15 protein-coding genes are annotated in these 16,145 nt (G+C 63.2%); 8 read left to right on the forward strand and 7 right to left on the reverse strand.

All coding sequences use genetic code 11. From position 1 onward, the window contains the following. Nucleotides 1-13: 13 nt before the first annotated feature. A complete protein-coding gene (locus V6657_RS15850) occupies nt 14-1,174 on the forward strand; it encodes a hypothetical protein (RefSeq protein ID WP_137884895.1) in 1,161 nt (386 codons plus the stop codon). A gap of 349 nt (nt 1,175-1,523) precedes the next feature. Here the strand turns inward: V6657_RS15850 and V6657_RS15855 are convergent, their stop codons facing one another. Next, entirely contained in the window at nt 1,524-2,864 is a 1,341-nt protein-coding gene (locus tag V6657_RS15855) for a hypothetical protein (protein ID WP_048933398.1), read from the reverse strand. A 490-nt stretch (nt 2,865-3,354) separates the two neighbouring features. Then, nucleotides 3,355-3,621 (reverse strand): helix-turn-helix domain-containing protein, encoded by a 267-nt coding sequence (locus V6657_RS15860; RefSeq protein ID WP_082170162.1) that lies wholly within the window; start codon nt 3,619-3,621, stop codon nt 3,355-3,357. 445 nt (nt 3,622-4,066) lie between these two features. Here V6657_RS15860 and hisC point away from each other — a divergent pair, with 445 nt between their 5' ends. From hisC to kdpE, 3 genes are all read left to right on the forward strand, one after another. Beyond that, entirely contained in the window at nt 4,067-5,134 is a 1,068-nt protein-coding gene (gene hisC, locus V6657_RS15865) for a histidinol-phosphate transaminase (protein WP_048933399.1), read from the forward strand. A 347-nt stretch (nt 5,135-5,481) separates the two neighbouring features. Beyond that, a complete protein-coding gene (locus V6657_RS15870; RefSeq protein ID WP_021197298.1) occupies nt 5,482-5,793 on the forward strand; it encodes a high-potential iron-sulfur protein in 312 nt (103 codons plus the stop codon). Nucleotides 5,794-5,868: 75 nt separating this feature from the next. Then, entirely contained in the window at nt 5,869-6,573 is a 705-nt protein-coding gene (gene kdpE, locus V6657_RS15875) for a two-component system response regulator KdpE (RefSeq protein ID WP_021197297.1), read from the forward strand. Nucleotides 6,574-6,576: 3 nt separating this feature from the next. Here kdpE and V6657_RS15880 read toward each other — a convergent pair whose 3' ends face one another. Continuing rightward, nucleotides 6,577-7,575 carry a tripartite tricarboxylate transporter substrate binding protein gene (locus tag V6657_RS15880; protein WP_048933473.1) on the reverse strand — a complete coding sequence of 333 codons (999 nt, stop codon included), beginning with the start codon at nt 7,573-7,575 and terminating at the stop codon, nt 6,577-6,579. 139 nt (nt 7,576-7,714) lie between these two features. Beyond that, entirely contained in the window at nt 7,715-8,845 is a 1,131-nt protein-coding gene (locus tag V6657_RS15885; RefSeq protein ID WP_048933400.1) for a porin, read from the reverse strand. A 499-nt stretch (nt 8,846-9,344) separates the two neighbouring features. Between V6657_RS15885 and V6657_RS15890 the strand changes: the two genes are divergently transcribed. Then, complete coding sequence (locus tag V6657_RS15890; RefSeq protein WP_048933474.1) at nt 9,345-9,629, forward strand: hypothetical protein; 285 nt, start codon at nt 9,345-9,347, stop codon at nt 9,627-9,629. 204 nt (nt 9,630-9,833) lie between these two features. On the opposite strand, the gene V6657_RS15895 is transcribed toward V6657_RS15890, so the two are convergent. Further along, on the reverse strand, nt 9,834-11,144 hold the full coding sequence (locus V6657_RS15895; RefSeq protein WP_048933401.1) for a M20/M25/M40 family metallo-hydrolase: 1,311 nt from the start codon (nt 11,142-11,144) through the stop codon (nt 9,834-9,836). A gap of 200 nt (nt 11,145-11,344) precedes the next feature. On the opposite strand from V6657_RS15895, the gene V6657_RS15900 reads away from it, so the two are divergent. Further along, on the forward strand, nt 11,345-12,139 hold the full coding sequence (locus V6657_RS15900; protein ID WP_048933402.1) for a DUF1835 domain-containing protein: 795 nt from the start codon (nt 11,345-11,347) through the stop codon (nt 12,137-12,139). A 175-nt stretch (nt 12,140-12,314) separates the two neighbouring features. Here V6657_RS15900 and kefC read toward each other — a convergent pair whose 3' ends face one another. After that, nucleotides 12,315-14,255, reverse strand: a complete 1,941-nt coding sequence (gene kefC, locus V6657_RS15905; protein WP_048933403.1) for a glutathione-regulated potassium-efflux system protein KefC — start codon at nt 14,253-14,255, stop codon at nt 12,315-12,317. Between the two features lie 30 nt (nt 14,256-14,285). Continuing rightward, a complete protein-coding gene (locus V6657_RS15910) occupies nt 14,286-14,861 on the reverse strand; it encodes an NAD(P)H-dependent oxidoreductase (RefSeq protein WP_048933404.1) in 576 nt (191 codons plus the stop codon). Between the two features lie 81 nt (nt 14,862-14,942). On the opposite strand from V6657_RS15910, the gene V6657_RS15915 reads away from it, so the two are divergent. Together V6657_RS15915 and V6657_RS15920 are read left to right on the forward strand one after the other, a co-directional pair. Then, nucleotides 14,943-15,098, forward strand: coding sequence for a hypothetical protein (locus V6657_RS15915; protein ID WP_160315283.1), 156 nt, complete (start codon nt 14,943-14,945; stop codon nt 15,096-15,098). 162 nt (nt 15,099-15,260) lie between these two features. Next, nucleotides 15,261-15,956, forward strand: a complete 696-nt coding sequence (locus V6657_RS15920) for a GNAT family N-acetyltransferase (RefSeq protein ID WP_048933405.1) — start codon at nt 15,261-15,263, stop codon at nt 15,954-15,956. Nucleotides 15,957-16,145 lie beyond the last annotated feature (189 nt).

Here is a 16,145-nt window from a genome sequence, read left to right on the forward strand (position 1 = left end):
AGGCACGTACAGGGTGACCAAGAAACCGATGACTAACGGGCAGCTCAACTTTCGCTACCCCTTTGAAGGCCACCCCGCGCCCATCCCGATGGTGGGGCTCTTCAGCTTTCTGCCGGGGGCGTATCTCAAGCTGTTTGGCATACAGATGCAAGCGGCATTCGAGGACCACGGCCTGGGAAACCAGTACAGGCGCCTGAACCGTCGGACAGAGAACGGCCCGCCAAAGGACAAGTTCGTCGCGAAGGCGCTCAAGGAAGTCCTTGCCAAGGTGGCCTCTGACGAGGACGCGCCCTCCTTGTTTGATGACATGCAGCTGGCACTGGACGGGTGCGAGCAAGCCAGCGCGCGAATCGACCAGCTGACGCTCATCGAAACAGCGTATCTGGGGTTTGGTATCGAGCCGGACACGTGGCAGCGACGCCATTGTCACCAGGTCTTGATGGAACGGGCGGGCCGACACGCCCAGCAGCTGTTTGAGGCGGGCGACACGCCCGGCGCTGTCGAGTACATCACCACCCACCCCTTGCTGAACGCATTGGTCTGGCCGGAGGCGCTGGAGGTGCTGCGCGGCGCAACGAGCCTGAATGCCTTGCTTCCGTTGACCATCGCCATGGCCATGGATGCCCATCTGGGATGGCTGGCCGCCTGGGACCTCGATGACGCAGAGCACAGGGAGCTACCGGCGCCACAATTCGCCTGCCTGCTGCCCTCGAGTGCGCGCCGCGGCCGCAACCCGACCAGTCTGCTTTTCGACGAGCTGAAGCGCCGGCTGCAGGTGTCCTCAGTCGCTGAGATACTGGACAAAGGCGATAGCGAGCCCGAGGTGGAAATTGGGACGCTTTACCGGTGGAGTTCGGGGAAGAACTTTCCGGACGCCGAGACGCTGTCGAAGGTCATGGTGGCGTACGGGCTCCTGGACGAGCGGGACATCCTGTACCGGCAGTTCAATGCGGCCAGGCTCATCAACCTGCTGGGCTATCTCAGCCAGGACATCGCCGGCAAGACACGCGAGCGCGGCGAGCCGACAGCCTTGTGGCCGTGGCCCGCCTACCCCTTCGGCCACCCTGATTTCGAGTCATGGGCGGCCGACCGGTATCCGTTCTGGCTGGCGTATCACAGGGAACATGGCGCTGCGCTGGCCGAGTTGGCCAAAGCAACGCCGACCAGCCCGTAGCGTCAGGCTTTACTTGCCCTTCGCCGGCGGATTGTTGCCCCGGCCCCCGCCGGATGGATTGCCGGTACGGCTCGGCCAGTTCGGATTGTTCGTATTGACGTTGAAGCTGCGCATGCTGTTCTCCTGTTGGTGAAGTCGGCTCATACCGACGGCGCCAATATCCCCCAGGACCCAGCACGCAAGCTATGGCAATGTTTTACCAAAATTGAGCCGCGGGGCGGCCACCACGAAGAACCATCCGTTGCAGGGCGTCAGAGCTGGCCCCACGGCAGCGGCAAGGTCCTGAAGCCAGCCGGTGCCCGTAATGAAAGAGGCCGCCTACTGGCAGCCTGTTGCGGTGTCGCGGTCGTTATCCCTGGCCGCCCGTCTTGTACCGATGGAACTCCGCGAAATACTCTTGCAAGCTGAAGAAGTCGGTTGGATTCGACAATCCCTGCGTGGAGTCTGCGAAGTCGGCCACATCTCCAAAGGAAAAGAACCGCCAAATATCCATCAAAATTGCCCCCGGCCAGGCCGGGACGCTGAGGAAAAAATGGTTCAAATTAAAGTTCGGGGCTCCAAGCTCGAACCCGCCGAACCAGTCGCGATTATTCTCGAGGGCTTGCTCCAAGCTTTGTGACCGGAACCGGGAAAGCACATCTGCGGAAAAAGTACTTTGGGGGAAGATGCCTTCCGCTTCCAGCGCAGCCGCCTCATGTCGAGCTGCGTCAGCAAAGAAATCATCCTCCTCCGGTTCAGGATGCCGTGCCATTTCCGCGTCATACACGTCGTGGTAGCGCCGTAAGTGCAGCCCATCCAAACCCCTCATCTTGTTGGGGTCCTGCGCCCTTGGGTGGTGCTCTGCCGGCGTGTCTTCGCCCGCTCGCCAGTGCTGATTCACCGTAAACAGCGTCAGATTGACCATTTCTTGCGCGTGGAACGAACCTGGTGAAGTGGGATGCCGCCAGGCCATGAGAAATCCAGATTGCTGCAGCCGGGTGCACTCTGCCCTGGCGCTCAAGGCGAGCCTCCAGAAGTATTTGTCGAGCTTAATATGCGCTACCACGCTGTCATAGGGGCCGGGCAATCGCCTTTGAACAGCCAAGGTCGCGGGTGACAGGGCGTAGCCTGGTAGATACGGTCGGACGTACTGGAACTCGAACAACTCGAGGTTGATGCGCAGGCTGAACCCGCTGGCGGTCTGAGAGCACTGCACCGGCAACACATGCTTGCCGTCCATCATCATGGCGCGAACCCCATAGGAAAGCAGCGTTCCCCAGTCGTTCGCTACGATGATGTAGATGAAATCATTGACGTGATGCGCCTGCAGTTTGATAGCGGTGCTATAGGCCAGCAGTTCCTGCACGCCTTGACGTTCCGCCTCCGGCTTTGTCTTGAGCTCAATGAGCAGATACTGAGCAGCCGGCGTGACCAGGACAACATCTGGCCGCATGGAGCTGCAGTCAGGCGGCGCAATACTCTCGTTGGCTCCAATGAGGCGAACGTCCTGCAGGACCTCACAGATATGCAAGGCTCGGGTGAGCGCCGCGCACATGCTGGCCGTTGAATGCCTGCGGGCGCGAGATAGGTCAGCAACCTTGGCGCGAAGCTCCTCGATGTTCTCGATGCTCGCGCAAATCTCGTTCTGCTTGGCGGCTTTCTCGAACCACTTCTGTAGGAATTTTTCGTCAGGAACCTTGTTGTCAGCCACCCCGCACCTCCGTCGGGTCAGTTGCCCGCTATCGAGTATCCTCAGCCATCATGGGCTGTCCCGTAGAAGCGTAACCGATTCAGGCTCGGCCTTCCGGGCTGCAGTACAGACTCGTGCTGTAGTGGTCCAATTGTCATCATGCGCGCACGGCAACTCGAAAGGTCGATGCCGCCGGGTGAAGGCAGAACCGACATTGGCCTCATCGTTAGTGCGCTTCGTCAGGAGCTCGCCGCCGAGTCCTGGTTGCAGGAGTGGGAGATGGTATTGGACACGTGCGGAGAGATGCCGCGGTGAGTGAAGGCGTTCTGGTCGCCGTGTCCATCATGGACACGGACCTGCTGAGAGATAGTCCAGCACGTGTTCGAGTCTGGTGCTCACACATAAAGTGTCCGACTCGGACACTCCAGCGCGGGAGCGTGTCCTATTAGGACACTGCCAGCGAAAAAGCTGACGCTGCGTCCATCTGCAGCGATGGTTGACCAGCTTGCCACTACGTGCGGCGAGCAGCGACCTGCTCAGCCTTGGTTGGACGCCCGCGGCGGCGCGGCATCTGTGTCTGCTCCCGAACAACCGGCTTTTCGGTCGCACTGAGTTGTTTTGCCAGCCACGCTTCAACATCAACCGGACGAAACCGGAGCATTCGACCAAGTTTGATGCTGGGCGGCAAGTCGCCACCGTTGGAGTGGCGGTTGTAAATTGTTTGCTCCGCCAGGCCGAGTGCGGCGGCAAGAGTCTTTGGAGTGAGAAGGTGTTCCACAGCGTCACGTGGCTACATCGAGCAGTCACATGACTGCAATGAGTATAGCCGTGAGTTACCGACATCTTCGTGCAGCTACTTTGTGGACACCCTTGCTGCACTTTTGCTGCACTCGCTGCAGTAAATCGCGGTAACATGCCGCAACTCAGGGTAAGGTAAGTCCTTGATTTTGCTGGGTCGAACCAGCAACCATACCCCTCTGCGACGCCCTCCGAAGGCAGGGGTTGCTGGTTCGATCCCAGCCGGGCGCGCCAATCACTCACCGAATTGCGCAAAATGTTGGGGCGATCCTGCGCCCGAGTCGCGTTTCTGCCGCAATCCATGGCGTCGCCGCTAAACACGGTCCAAGACAGGATCAAGCCCCGCCCAGCGCGCTTTCGCAATCCCCAGTTCCGTCGATCGCAAGTCAGGCATGCTGGGAAAATCACCCGTCAGGAGTCGAGCAGTGAGCCGTTATTGGAGCGACGTGGTTCAGCAACTTGTGCCGTATGTCCCGGGTGAACAACCGGCGCTGGCGCACCCGGTCAAGCTGAACACCAACGAGAATCCCTACCCACCGTCGCCGCGCGTGGTTGAGGCCATCGCCCGTGAACTGGGCGACACGGGCAACAGCTTGCGCCGCTATCCCGATCCGTTGTCGCGCCGGCTGCGCGAGACGGTTGCCGCCCATCACGGCTTGCAGCCCGAGCAGGTGTTTGCAGGCAACGGCTCGGACGAAGTGCTGGCGCACGTGTTCCACGCGCTGCTCAAGCACGACAAGCCGCTGCGTTTTCCCGACATCTCGTACAGCTTCTACCCGACCTACGCGCGGCTGTACGGCGTGCAGTGCAAGGTGATTCCGCTGGCCGACGATTTTTCGATCGACGCGGACGACTATCTGGGCGACACGGGCGGCGTGCTGTTCCCGAACCCGAACGCGCCGACCGGCCACGCGTTGCCGCTGGCAGAGATCGAGCGGATCGTCGCGGCCAACCCGTCGTCTGTGGTGGTGATCGACGAGGCGTATGTGGATTTCGGCGCTCAGTCGGCAATCTCGCTCGTCGACCGCTATCCGAATCTGCTGGTCGTGCATACGACGTCCAAGTCCCGCTCGCTCGCCGGCATGCGAGTCGGCTTTGCGTTTGGCCACGCGGCGCTCATCGAAGCGCTCAACCGCGTGAAGGACAGCTTCAACTCGTACCCGTTGGACCGCCTCGCCCAGGTCGCAGCCCAGGCGGCTTACGAAGACGACGCCTACTTCCGCGCCACCTGCGCGCGCGTGATCGCCAGCCGCGATCGGCTGACGCAAGCCCTGCACGCCCTGGAGTTCGAAGTCGTGCCGTCGGCCGCGAACTTCGTCTTCGCACGGCATCCGGCACACGATGCCGCCACGCTGGCGGCGCACTTGAAGGCGCGGGAGATCTTCGTGCGTCATTTCAAACTGCCGCGCATCGACCAGCATCTGCGCATCACCGTCGGCAGCGATAGCGAATGCGACGCATTCATTGAGGCGCTGCGCGACCTGCTGGCCTGACCCCTGCGACAAATTGCCATCCCCGGCGGGCAAGCGTCGGCCGCCTCGATGGGGCAGCCCGCCAGATGGGGGATGGCAAGCCCCCGTTGCCGCGTCATTCCCCAGCTACACGGCATACCGGCACACTTTCGCTGACCGCATTGCCGCCCAGCGAAGTCAGTGATTACTGCACGCAGGTATGGGGAACATTGACCAGACGCAGGTGCCTCCCGCCGCTTGCTGTGCCAGAATGCACGAGCGGGAAAATGGCGCGCCGACGCCGTCCGCTGTCCCCTAGGGCGAGCCGGTGCGTGAGCACCAGCGCGGCACGGGACGCCACACAACACACTCCCACAAAAGGAATCAGCATGTCCAATCGTCGTCAATTCCTGAAGAGCATCCCGATCGTGGCCGCCGCAGGCGCCGTCATGTCGATGTCGGATCTGGCACTGGCAGCACCGATGGTGGCGGAGACCGACCCGCAAGCCGCCGCCCTCGGCTACAAGGCTGACACCACCAAGGTCGACAAGGCCAAGTTCCCGAAGCACGCCGCAGATCAACACTGCGGCAACTGCGCCCTCTACCAAGGTGGCACGGCAGCACAAGGCGGCTGCCCGCTGTTCGCCGGCAAGGACGTTGCCAACAAGGGCTGGTGCAGCGCCTGGGCGAAGAAGGCCTAAGCCACACAGGCTGGCCACTTGCCAACGCAACGGACCCTGCGGGGTCCGTTTTTGTTTTGCCGGCGCCGCTCTACAATGCGTGCCATGCCGTTCACATTCACGCCCACCGTCCTCGTCATCGACGACGAACCCCATATCCGCCGCTTCGTCCGCGCTGCGCTGGAGGAAGAAGGTTGCGAAGTCCATGAAGCCGACCGCGTCGAACGCGGCCTGATCGAGGCCGGCACGCGTCAGCCGGATGCCGTGATCCTCGACCTTGGCCTGCCCGATGGCGACGGTATGCAGTTGATCCGCGAGTTGCGCACCTGGACGGAGGTGCCGGTGCTGGTGCTCTCGGCCCGCGTAGACGAGCGCGACAAGATCGAGGCGCTCGATGCCGGCGCGGATGACTACCTCACCAAACCCTTTGGCGTGGGCGAACTGATCGCCCGCCTGCGCGTACTGCTGCGCCGACACGCCAAGCGCGGCGAAGACGGCGGCAGCGTCATCCGCTTCGGCGAGGTAGAGGTCGACCTGGCGCGCCGCCTGGTCACCCGTAACGGCGAGGCCGTGCACCTCACGCCCATCGAATATCGCCTGCTGGCAGTGCTGCTCGGCCGGCGCGGCACCGTGATGACCCATCGCGAACTGCTGCGTGAAGTCTGGGGCCCCGCGCATTCCGATAGCAGCCACTACCTGCGCATCTACATGGGCCACCTGCGCCACAAGCTTGAGCGCGATCCCGCACGGCCCGAGTACCTGCTGACCGAAGTCGGCGTCGGGTACCGCTTTACGGCCTGAGCCTTACTGTTCCCTGATGCCCGCGGCGCGCACGATGCGGCCGTTGCTGTCGTATTCCGCGCGAATGGCGGCAGCAAACTGTTCGGGCGTGCCGCCTGCCGGCACCACGGCAGCCTGCGTGAGTCGATCGCGCAGGTCGGGCGCGGCCAGCGCCTTATTGATCTCCGCGTTCAGCCGCGCGATGACCGGTACGGGCGTCTTGGCCGGCGCAAACACACCGAACGTTGACGCCATGTTGGCCTTGGCATAACCCAGCTCGGCAAAGGTCGGCACGTTCGGCAGCGCATCGAGCCGGTGCGGCGCGCCCAACGCAAGGGGGCGCAGTTTGCCGCTGGCGATATGCTGCATCAGCGTCGGGCCGACGTTGGTCGACATCACTTCCACCTGCCCACCCAGCGCGTCCGTCAGTTGCTGGCCACCGCCTTTGTACGGAATCAGCGTGATATCGACTCGCGCCTGTGTCTTGATCTGTTCCAGCGCCAGATGCCCCACCGTACCCAGGCCCGACGTCGACCAACGGATCGAACCCGGCTTGGCGCGCGACTGGCCCAGCATGTCGGCAAAGCTCTTGCCCGTGAACGATGGCGTGCCCAGCAGGATCATCGGCGCGTACATGACGTTGGCCACCGGCGCGATGTCCTTCTGCGGGTCATACGGCAGCTTGCCGAAATGCGGGTTGAGCGTCAGCGGGCTCACCGACGAAAAGCCCAGCGTATAACCATCGGGGGCTGCCTTGGCCACCGCATCCATGCCGATGCTGCCGCCCGCACCAGCGCGGTTCTCCACCACAACCGGCTGACCAAGCTGCGCTGAGAGCTTCTCACCCAGGGCACGCGCCACGTTGTCGGAAATCCCACCGGTTGGGTAGGCGACGATGATGCGGATCGGCTTGGCCGGATAGTCCTGCGCCTGCACAGGCACCGCAGCGAGCAACGCAACACCGGCACATACCAGCGCAGCAGAAGCAATCAGACGACGACGGACGGAGCGTTCAGCAGTCATGGCGCGCACGGAGGGGCAATCAGAAAATGCCATTGTAGGCGGATGCCCAGGCAGTCTTGCCCAGCCATATCAAGACAACAAGGCAAAAGAAAAGGCGCCCGAAGGCGCCTTTCCGTTCCCAATCGAGTGACTGCGTCGATTAGAAGATGTGGCGGATACCCACGCCGGCGCTGGTCTGGTTCGACTTGCCGATGCCCGAAGCGTTGCCGCCACCCGACAGTTGCGGCAGTGCTGCGTCCTTGACCTTGTTGTAGTCGATCGTGCCGTAGACTTGCGTGCGCTTGGACAGGGCGTATTCGGCCAGCAGAACGCCGGTGTAGCGCTTGCCGTCGTTGCCGGCGGTCAGAGCGGCGCTGCTGATGCTGTCGTAGTAGAACGCGCCCGTCAGAGCCAGTGCCGGGGTGACGTTGTACGTCACGCCCAGGATGCCGACGTGGTCACGACGCTTCGTGGCGCCCGGGGTCAGGCCAGCGCCCGTGGTGGCGTTGCCGTAGATGTTCAGGCCGAAGGCGCTGCCGCCAACGCAGTTCGACGAGCTGTTCACGCAACCCGTGGCGTCGCTGCTGTCGATGTAGCCTGCGAACAGTTTGGCTGCGGCGATGGTGTAGTTACCACCGATACCCCACACGGTTTGCTTGTTGCCAGCAACGTCTTGGTGCTGCTGCGCGAAGGCGCCGATGTAGGCCGGGCCGAATTCATACGACACGGTGCCGCCCAGATAACGGTTTGCCGAGTTGCTGCCCGGCACTTCACCGAAGCCATAGCCCAAGCCAACCGACAGACCGTTCCACTTGCCTTCGTACTTCAGCATGTTGGATTCACGCAGGCCGGTCAGGCCGTAGTACATCCACGAGTTGCCGTCGTAGTTACCCACGCCCAGCGGGTCGAAGTTGCCGCCCGTCGTGAAGCCGAAGTTGTACTGGCGACCCAGCGTAATGGTACCCAGGTCCTTGTTCTGCAGGCCCACGAACGACTGACGATTGAACAGCGTACCGGCGCTGCTCATCTTGCCGGTGGCCGAGTTGAAGCCGCTTTCCAGCACGAACAGTGCCTTGTTGCCGCCACCCAGGTCTTCCGAGCCCTTCAGGCCCCAGCGGCTGTTGGACACAGCACCGCTTTCCATCTGCGTCACGCTGTTGCCAGCTTGGTTCGCGTTGTTGATGTAGTGAATGCTGGTATCGACAATACCGTACAGCGTCACGCTCGATTGGGCATAAGCCGAACCTGCGAACAGGGCGCCGACTGCAACCAGAATGGCAGACTTTTTCATGTGGGCTCGTAATAAAAGAGTTGTCTCAAACCGCCCGACCCCGTGTGCATGAGGTTGGGCTCCTCCGTTTCCTTTGCTTCCGTGTCGGAAGTGCCGCGCAAATTTAACAAAAGCCCTTATGCCCGGCAAAGCAATTCACAGAATCGCGCCACCAAGTGTGGTAAGCGCGCATCGCTCTTAGTGCGACGCACCAAAACGGCCTCCTGCAAGGCTTGCCGGCTCGTCGCGCCCTGCTGTGGTGCACCAAGACTGGTTGTCGTGCTTCAAACATTCCCTGATTAGGCAAAAAGGTTGAGCCCTTGCCCCCGGCGTCCCGCCATTGGCGCGTTTTTCAGCGCCATTCACGCTGACTTCCATCATTTCGGCGCTCACAACAAACCGTTCGTCGCACCACCGTGGATACCGCCATCCCCCTGACCTACCCTTCAGGCCGTGGCAGGACAGTCAAAAGACCACGCCTTAAAACAGCATCGAAAATCAGTTGAAGAAGGAGTTCGCCATGCGACTCAAGCAGATTGGAATGGCCGCGCTGTTGGCGGCAGGTGCCCTGGCGGCGGGCAGCGCTTGGGCGCAGGCCAGCCGCGTGGAGGTGTTCGGCCAGGCCGCCCGTGCCGAACGCTTTGATGTCTATAGCGACGGCGCCCGCACCGGGCGTTTCGACACCTACACAGAAGGTGCGCGCAGCGGCCGCTTTGATCCGTACTCCGAAGGCTCACGCAGCGATCCGGCAGGCCGCTCACGTGACGGCGGCGGCACGGTCTATGGGTATCCGGTACCGAACTGATACGGAACGCGCGCCTCGTCCGCGCGCTTTCTCCAGTTAAGGGCCGGTCTCCAGGCACCCTCCGTTTTCCGCCTTTGGCCCACTGCGGCCCTGCTGGTATTGCGCCAGCGGGGCTTTTTCATTGTTGCCCGGTGCCCAACAAAAATGGGACGGTGCCAGTCGGCAACCGTCCCCTCTTGATACTGATTCGGATGGCGATGATCGTTACTTGGTCACGCCCACACGATCGCGCGACACATCCATCACCATGCGCGTGAGTAGATACAGACGCGGCACGATGGAATTCAGGTCGACGTATTCTGCGTCGTTCGAGTGCGCGCCAAAGCTGGCCAGGCCGAAGCGCTCGATCACCGGGGCCTTGGTCTTGGAGGCGGCAAAGGCCGCATCCGTACCGCCACCCTCTGCCTTGTCATCAATCTCCAGCGTCTTGCCAAGCTCGCCGTAGATCTTCTGGGCGTGCTCGGCCAGCGCACGCGAAGCCGGCGTGGCTTCCAGCGGCGGGCGGCGGCGCTCGAACTTGGCGCTCACCTGCGTATCGGGGATCAGCTTGTTCTTGATGCGCTCGTTGACGGTCTCTTCCAGCTTGTCGGCATCCGCGGCGCGCAGCAGACGCACATCCGCCTGGGCGCTGGCGACTGCCGGGATCACGTTACGGTTGGTACCGGCCTGCGACACCGTCCAGTTAACCTTGAGCCCGGTCTCGGGCTTGGACAGATCGCGCATCTGCAGCACCTGGTGCGACAGTTCATACAGCGCGTTGCGGCCCTGCTCCGGTGCACCGCCTGCGTGCGAGGCCTTGCCCTTCACATCCAGCAGGATGGCGCCGATGCCGCTGGTGGCCAGCGACAGCTTGTCGGACGTCACACGCGTGCCCTCGCACGAGAACACGGCATCCTGCTCGGCGCCCAGCTTGGCCTGCATGGCGCGCGCGCCCGGCGAGCTGATCTCTTCATCGCCGTTGATGAGCACAGTGAGCGTGCCGTACTTCTTGAAGCCAACCGCCTGCAGGATCGCGACGGTGTGCAGGATGACGGCCACGCCGTTCTTGTCGTCGGCGATACCCAGGCCATAAGCGCGGTCGCCGTCGATACGGAACGGCTGCTGCGCGAGCATGCCCTTGAGGTACACCGTATCCATGTGCGCGATCAGCATGATGTTGCGCGTGCCTTCGCCCTTGAAGCGCGCAAGCACCATCTTGCCGATCTTCTCGGGTGTGTCGGCCATGCGGTAGGCGTGATCGCTCGGGTCGATCAGCTTGACGTCGCCGCCCAGCAGGCGCAGGCGGTCGGCAATCACGCCGGCAATCTTGTCCAGGCCTTCGATGTCCTTGCTGCCCGACTCAATCGACACCAGCGCCTTCATGGTGTCGATCAGCGCAGGCTTTTCCTGCTGGGCGCGCTTGTAGATCTCGGCAGGCGGCACGGCGGCGGCCTGACCCGCAGCCAATGCACCGGCCATCGCCAGCGTTGCCAATATGACTGGCCGCATTCCCCTCACCATCGACTTGGCTCTCATGGATGTTTCCTCACCTGTGTAGTTATGGTCTGCAACAAAATCAGACCGCGATTTTCGCACGCTCGCCTGATGGTTGCCTGGAGCCCTCTCCCCTCTTCGGATAGAGCTTCTGACCCAACGCAATGGAATATCGGCAGTGCTGCCTAAAATCGCACCTGAAACGACAGCGCACCGCTGACACTGTCGCTACAATTGCCGCCATGCAATACATCCATGTCGTCAACGGCGATGTTGCCGGCGCCACGCTCAAGCAGGCGCTCGCACAGGCAGGCCGCCCCGATTCCGTCGTAGTGCTGCGCGACGACCTCGCCGTCGGGCCGCTGGCCGACGTCGACAGCGTGGCCATGGCGCGCTCGGGCTTCTGGCAGCGCGTGGCGCCCACCAGCAGCATCGATTTCGCCACTGAAATGCGCGACGCACTTGCGTCACTGGCAGACCTGCGCGATGCCACCACCGAGGTGGCGATCTGGCACGGCCAGAGTGCGTCGGATCAGCTCATGCTGCGCCGGGTGGCGTTCCATCTGCATCAATCGCCGCAGCGGATCAACGAAGTCGGCATGGATGCCCGCGAACTGGAAACGCCCAATGGCCAGGGGCCGCTCACGGCCATCGGCATGTATTCGGGAGCGCGGCTGGCGCGGCGGTTCTCGACCATCGCGCCGGTATCGGTGCTGCGCATCGGTCGCCTGGCGTACGAGTGGCAGCAGACCGTGCGCGAAAACGCCGACGTGCGGCTTTGGAAGGGCAACACGCTGGTACCGGTGTCGTACGCCACGGTCGACGAAGTGATCCTGGAGCACGTGCCGACCGACTGGGCCAGCGCACGCGACGTGGTCGGCAGCATCATGGGCGCCATCGATGGGCTGCTCGCCAGTGACTGGTTCGTCTTCTGGCGCTGCCGCGAACTGGTCGGCAACGGCCAGTTGCTGCTGCGCGGCGAGGCCGACTCGCTCTCCACCTGCGAGCTGCGCCGCAATGTGAGCGTGGCGGTTTAAGTTCACGCCAATCGGGCCGTTGATAAGCCCATGCAAAAGGAGCGCCTCAGAGCGCTCCTTTTTGTTCACCCCGTCTTCGCAGTGTGCTTCGGTCGTCAAATCGACCGCTTCGGTGGCGGTGGGCAGCAGCATCAACGTCTATAGCTGATCAGCTGATGCTTGCGGCGCGGGGGCGTCAGTCCTCGCGCCGAATGCCGGCACGCGCCGGGCAATCGATAGGCGTAGCGGGTTCACTGCCGTCGGTCTCGTTGACGGGGTCGGCGTCGGGTTGGGACTCGGTCACATCGTCGTGTTCGTTGCCCTCGCCCCACGGCATGCCCGATTCACGCAGGCGTTTGCGCTGCGTGCGGTCGCGCTGGAACATCTCGGCCAGTTCATCGCGGCCCTGCTGGGCGAGCGACACGAGCTTCTTCTGGTCGCGGTAGACCGGGTAGACCTGGTCCATGGAATTGAGCGTGTGACGGCGAAACGTCTGGGCAATGCGGTGCGCCTCGTACGGCTCCTTGCCCAGACCCTCCAGCACGCGGCGGCCGAGCATCAACGAGCCCTCAAACATCTCCCGCTCGATCACCTCCACGCCACGGTCACGCAACTGGTACACATGCGACACGTTGCGCGCCCGCACGTACAGCGTCAGGTGCGGGAATCGCTCACGCACGCGGTCCACCACCTCCAGGCTGGTCTCCATGTCGTCGATGGCGACCACCATCATGCGGGCGCGGGCGGCACCAGCGGTTTCCAGCAGGTCCATGCGCGTGGCGTCACCATAGAAGACCTTGAAGCCGAAGCGACGCAGCATGTCGATCTGATCCGGATCGTGGTCGAGCACCGTGGCGCTGTAGCCCTGGCTGTACAGCATGCGGCCGACGATCTGCCCGAAGCGGCCAAAGCCGGCGATGATGACCTGGTTGTCCTGCGGCTCGATGGCCTCCGGCAGGCGCTTCTTTCCGCTGGTCAGCCGCGGCACGAGGATCTTGTCGTGGAACAGCAGCAGCAGCGGCGTGGCCGCCATCGACAGGGCCACCACCAAGTTCAGCGTGGCCGCGGTCTCGGCGCCCAGCACCTCGCCCGCCACACTGGGGCCGAACACCACAAAAGCAAATTCACCGCCCTGCGAGAGCAGGAACGCAAACAGCCACGCCTGCCCGCGCGCGATGCCAAAGCGCGTGGCCAGCAGGCGCAGTGCGCCAATCTTCACCACCAGGAAGACCACCACCAGCACCACCACCGCCAGCGGCTGGCGCATCAGCACGCCAAAGTCGATCGACATGCCCACGGCCAGGAAGAACAGCCCGAGCAACAGACCCTTGAACGGCTCGATGTCGGTTTCCAGAGCGTGGCGGTATTCGGAATCAGCCAGCAGCACGCCGGCAATGAAGGCGCCCAGCGCCATCGACAGGCCCACGCTGTGCATCAGCAGCGCAATGCCCACCACCAGCAACAGCGAGAACGAGGTGAACATCTCGCGCATGTTGGTACGGGCAATCGCGCGCAGCACCGGCCGCAGCAGGGTGCGCCCGCCAAAGATGACCGCCGCCACCACGCCCACCGCCTTGGCCGCCGCCATCCAATGGTGGCCCTCGCCCGACCCCGCTGAATCAACCGCCAGCAACGGCAGCAAGGCGATCATCGGGATGGCAGCAATGTCCTGGAACAGCAGAATGCCAAAGCTGGCCGACCCCGCCGGTGTGCGCATCAGGTTGCGTTCAGTCAGCGTGGCCAGCGCAATGGCCGTGGACGACAACGCCAGCCCCAGCCCCGCCACCACCGCCGCGCGCCACGGGTGGCCGACCGCCATGACCGCCAGCCCGACCATCAGCGCGCACACCGCCAACTGCAGCCCGCCATAGCCGAAGATGCTGCGCCGGAGCGACCACAGCCGCGCTGGCTCCAGCTCCAGCCCGATCACAAACATCATCAGCACGACGCCGAACTCAGAGAAATCCAGAATCGACTGCACATTCGTGATGAGCCGCAGCCCCCACGGCCCCACGATCACCCCGGCCAGCAGATAACCAAGCACCGAACCCAGGCCCAGCCGACGCGCCAGCGGCACCGCTGCCACGGCGGCAGCCAAGTAGATGACGAAGTTGACGAGCAGGTCGTGCGATTGCATGGGCTGGCAAGAAACGGTGAATCGGGAACGTCAGGCCGCGGGGTCGAGATCAGCGGGATCCGCGGGGTCGTCCGGCAGCCACGGCTGCAACGCGGCGCGCACCTCGGCGATATGGGCGTCGATGACCTCTGGTGACGCATCGTCGGCGTCGTGCAGCACGTGTGGCGGCTCCCACTGCATGCCGCACAGCGCGGCGGTCCGCTGCAGCGGCAGCAGGAACATGTCGAACGTGTACCCGTGGGTGCCGGCCTGGCTATAAGCGTGCGCACGGCCGCCCGTCGTGGCCAGCACCATCAGATGCTTGCCGCGCAAGGCGGTGCCGCCCGGCCCGTAGGCCCAGCCCATCTCCAGCACCACGTCCAACCACTCCTTGAGCAGCGACGGCGTGGCGTACCACTGCACCGGAAACTGAAAGACGACCAGCTCGGCCGCCTCCACCGCTGCCTGCTCGATGCGCACGTCGATATCGAAATCGGGGTAGTGCCAGTAGAGGTCGTGCATGGCCACGCCCGGCAGGCTGGCCAGTGCGCGCGCAAGCGGCTTGTTGGCACGCGAACGGCGCGGCGCAGGATGCGCGTAAATCACAAGAATGCGCGATGGAGTCATGGAAAGTCAGTAGACGGGGCGTCTTGAACGCGCATCTTCGCACGGCTATTGTTGAGCGGCGTTACAGGGCCCCCGCAGTTCATGGAAGCCACCGGATGCATTTGCGCAAACGAAGCGATTCCGGCGGCGCTTTTTGTGCAGCACAGCAATGACCGTTGTGAGTACACCACAGGCCTGGAAGCCGCGCGCGTCTGCCATAAATCAATGATTTGGCGGGAAATTCTGGCGAAAGCCTGACGCGAGTCTTACGGGAAATCCCTGATTGTCCTACAATAGCATGGTGCGTTGCACAACACCCAGTTGCACCCAACTGCGTGCCTCGGAGGCGCCACCCGCGTCTCCCCATCATCACCCCGTCGCCCCGCAAACAAGGGCGCACACAGAATAGGAAACGTTGTCGTGAACCCGCTCGAACTGAGCAAGGCCATCGGCGTCGTCACCCAGGACGACATCGACAAGACGGAAGCCGCGCAAGGTGCGCCGCGTTCCACCGTGCTGGTGCGCGAGCTTGCTGCGCACCACCGGTCGCGCCTGCTCAAACACCTGCTCGCACTGGGCCAGGAAGACCGCCTGCTGCGTTTCGGCCAGGTGGTGGGCGATCACGTCATCGAAGCGTACGTCGACAGCATCGACTTCGACCACGACAAGGTCTTCGGCGTCTATAACGAGCGCCTGGAGCTGGTGGGCGTTGGCCACCTCGCCTACCTGCGCGACAACCCGCAAGGGCGTGTGGCGGAGTTTGGCGTGTCTGTGTCGGAATCCGCTCGCGGCAAGGGCGTGGGCAGTGCGCTGTTCCAGCGCGCCGCCATGCACGGCCAGAACACCAAGGTGCGTACGCTGTACATGCACTGCCTGTCGCGCAATGCAGCCATGATGCACATCGCCAAGAAGGCCGGCATGCGCGTGCAGTATGCGTACGGTGAAGCCGACGCCTACCTGGAATTGCCGCCCGCCGACACGATGAGCCTGCTGACCGAGGCCATCGACGAACAAGTCGCCGATCTGGACTACCTGCTCAAGCGCAACCTGCGCGATGCACGCCGCTTCGGCCAGCGCTTCTGGCGCTCGCTGGTGCCGCAAAAGCGCACGGTCTGATCGCACCTGCAGATGAACAAACGCCCGGCTCTGACCGGGCGTTTTTCGTTCTGCGCCGCCATTATGACGGAGTTACCCCTTGACTCTTCTCGGGATGTAGCCATCCGTGCGGAGCGTTGTGAACCCTTAGCAGGGAATGCGGTCACGCGCGGCCTCATCGCCGTGTGAAGCGCGGAGGGCTCTTCCGTA

The sequence above is a fragment of the Ralstonia sp. RRA genome, assembly GCF_037023145.1.
Classification (GTDB): Bacteria; Pseudomonadota; Gammaproteobacteria; order Burkholderiales; family Burkholderiaceae; genus Ralstonia.

Excerpts from the sequence above, each read along its gene's own strand:
- V6657_RS15870 (WP_021197298.1), top strand. The coding sequence starts at position 5,482 with ATGTCCAATCGTCGTCAATTCCTGAAGAGCATCCCGATCGTGGCCGCC.
- kdpE (WP_021197297.1), top strand. The coding sequence starts at position 5,869 with ATGCGTGCCATGCCGTTCACATTCACGCCCACCGTCCTCGTCATCGAC.
- V6657_RS15880 (WP_048933473.1), bottom strand. The coding sequence starts at position 7,575 with ATGACTGCTGAACGCTCCGTCCGTCGTCGTCTGATTGCTTCTGCTGCG.
- V6657_RS15885 (WP_048933400.1), bottom strand. The coding sequence starts at position 8,845 with ATGAAAAAGTCTGCCATTCTGGTTGCAGTCGGCGCCCTGTTCGCAGGT.
- V6657_RS15890 (WP_048933474.1), top strand. The coding sequence starts at position 9,345 with ATGCGACTCAAGCAGATTGGAATGGCCGCGCTGTTGGCGGCAGGTGCC.
- V6657_RS15895 (WP_048933401.1), bottom strand. The coding sequence starts at position 11,144 with ATGAGAGCCAAGTCGATGGTGAGGGGAATGCGGCCAGTCATATTGGCA.
- V6657_RS15900 (WP_048933402.1), top strand. The coding sequence starts at position 11,345 with ATGCAATACATCCATGTCGTCAACGGCGATGTTGCCGGCGCCACGCTC.
- kefC (WP_048933403.1), bottom strand. The coding sequence starts at position 14,255 with ATGCAATCGCACGACCTGCTCGTCAACTTCGTCATCTACTTGGCTGCC.
- V6657_RS15910 (WP_048933404.1), bottom strand. The coding sequence starts at position 14,861 with ATGACTCCATCGCGCATTCTTGTGATTTACGCGCATCCTGCGCCGCGC.
- V6657_RS15915 (WP_160315283.1), top strand. The coding sequence starts at position 14,943 with ATGGAAGCCACCGGATGCATTTGCGCAAACGAAGCGATTCCGGCGGCG.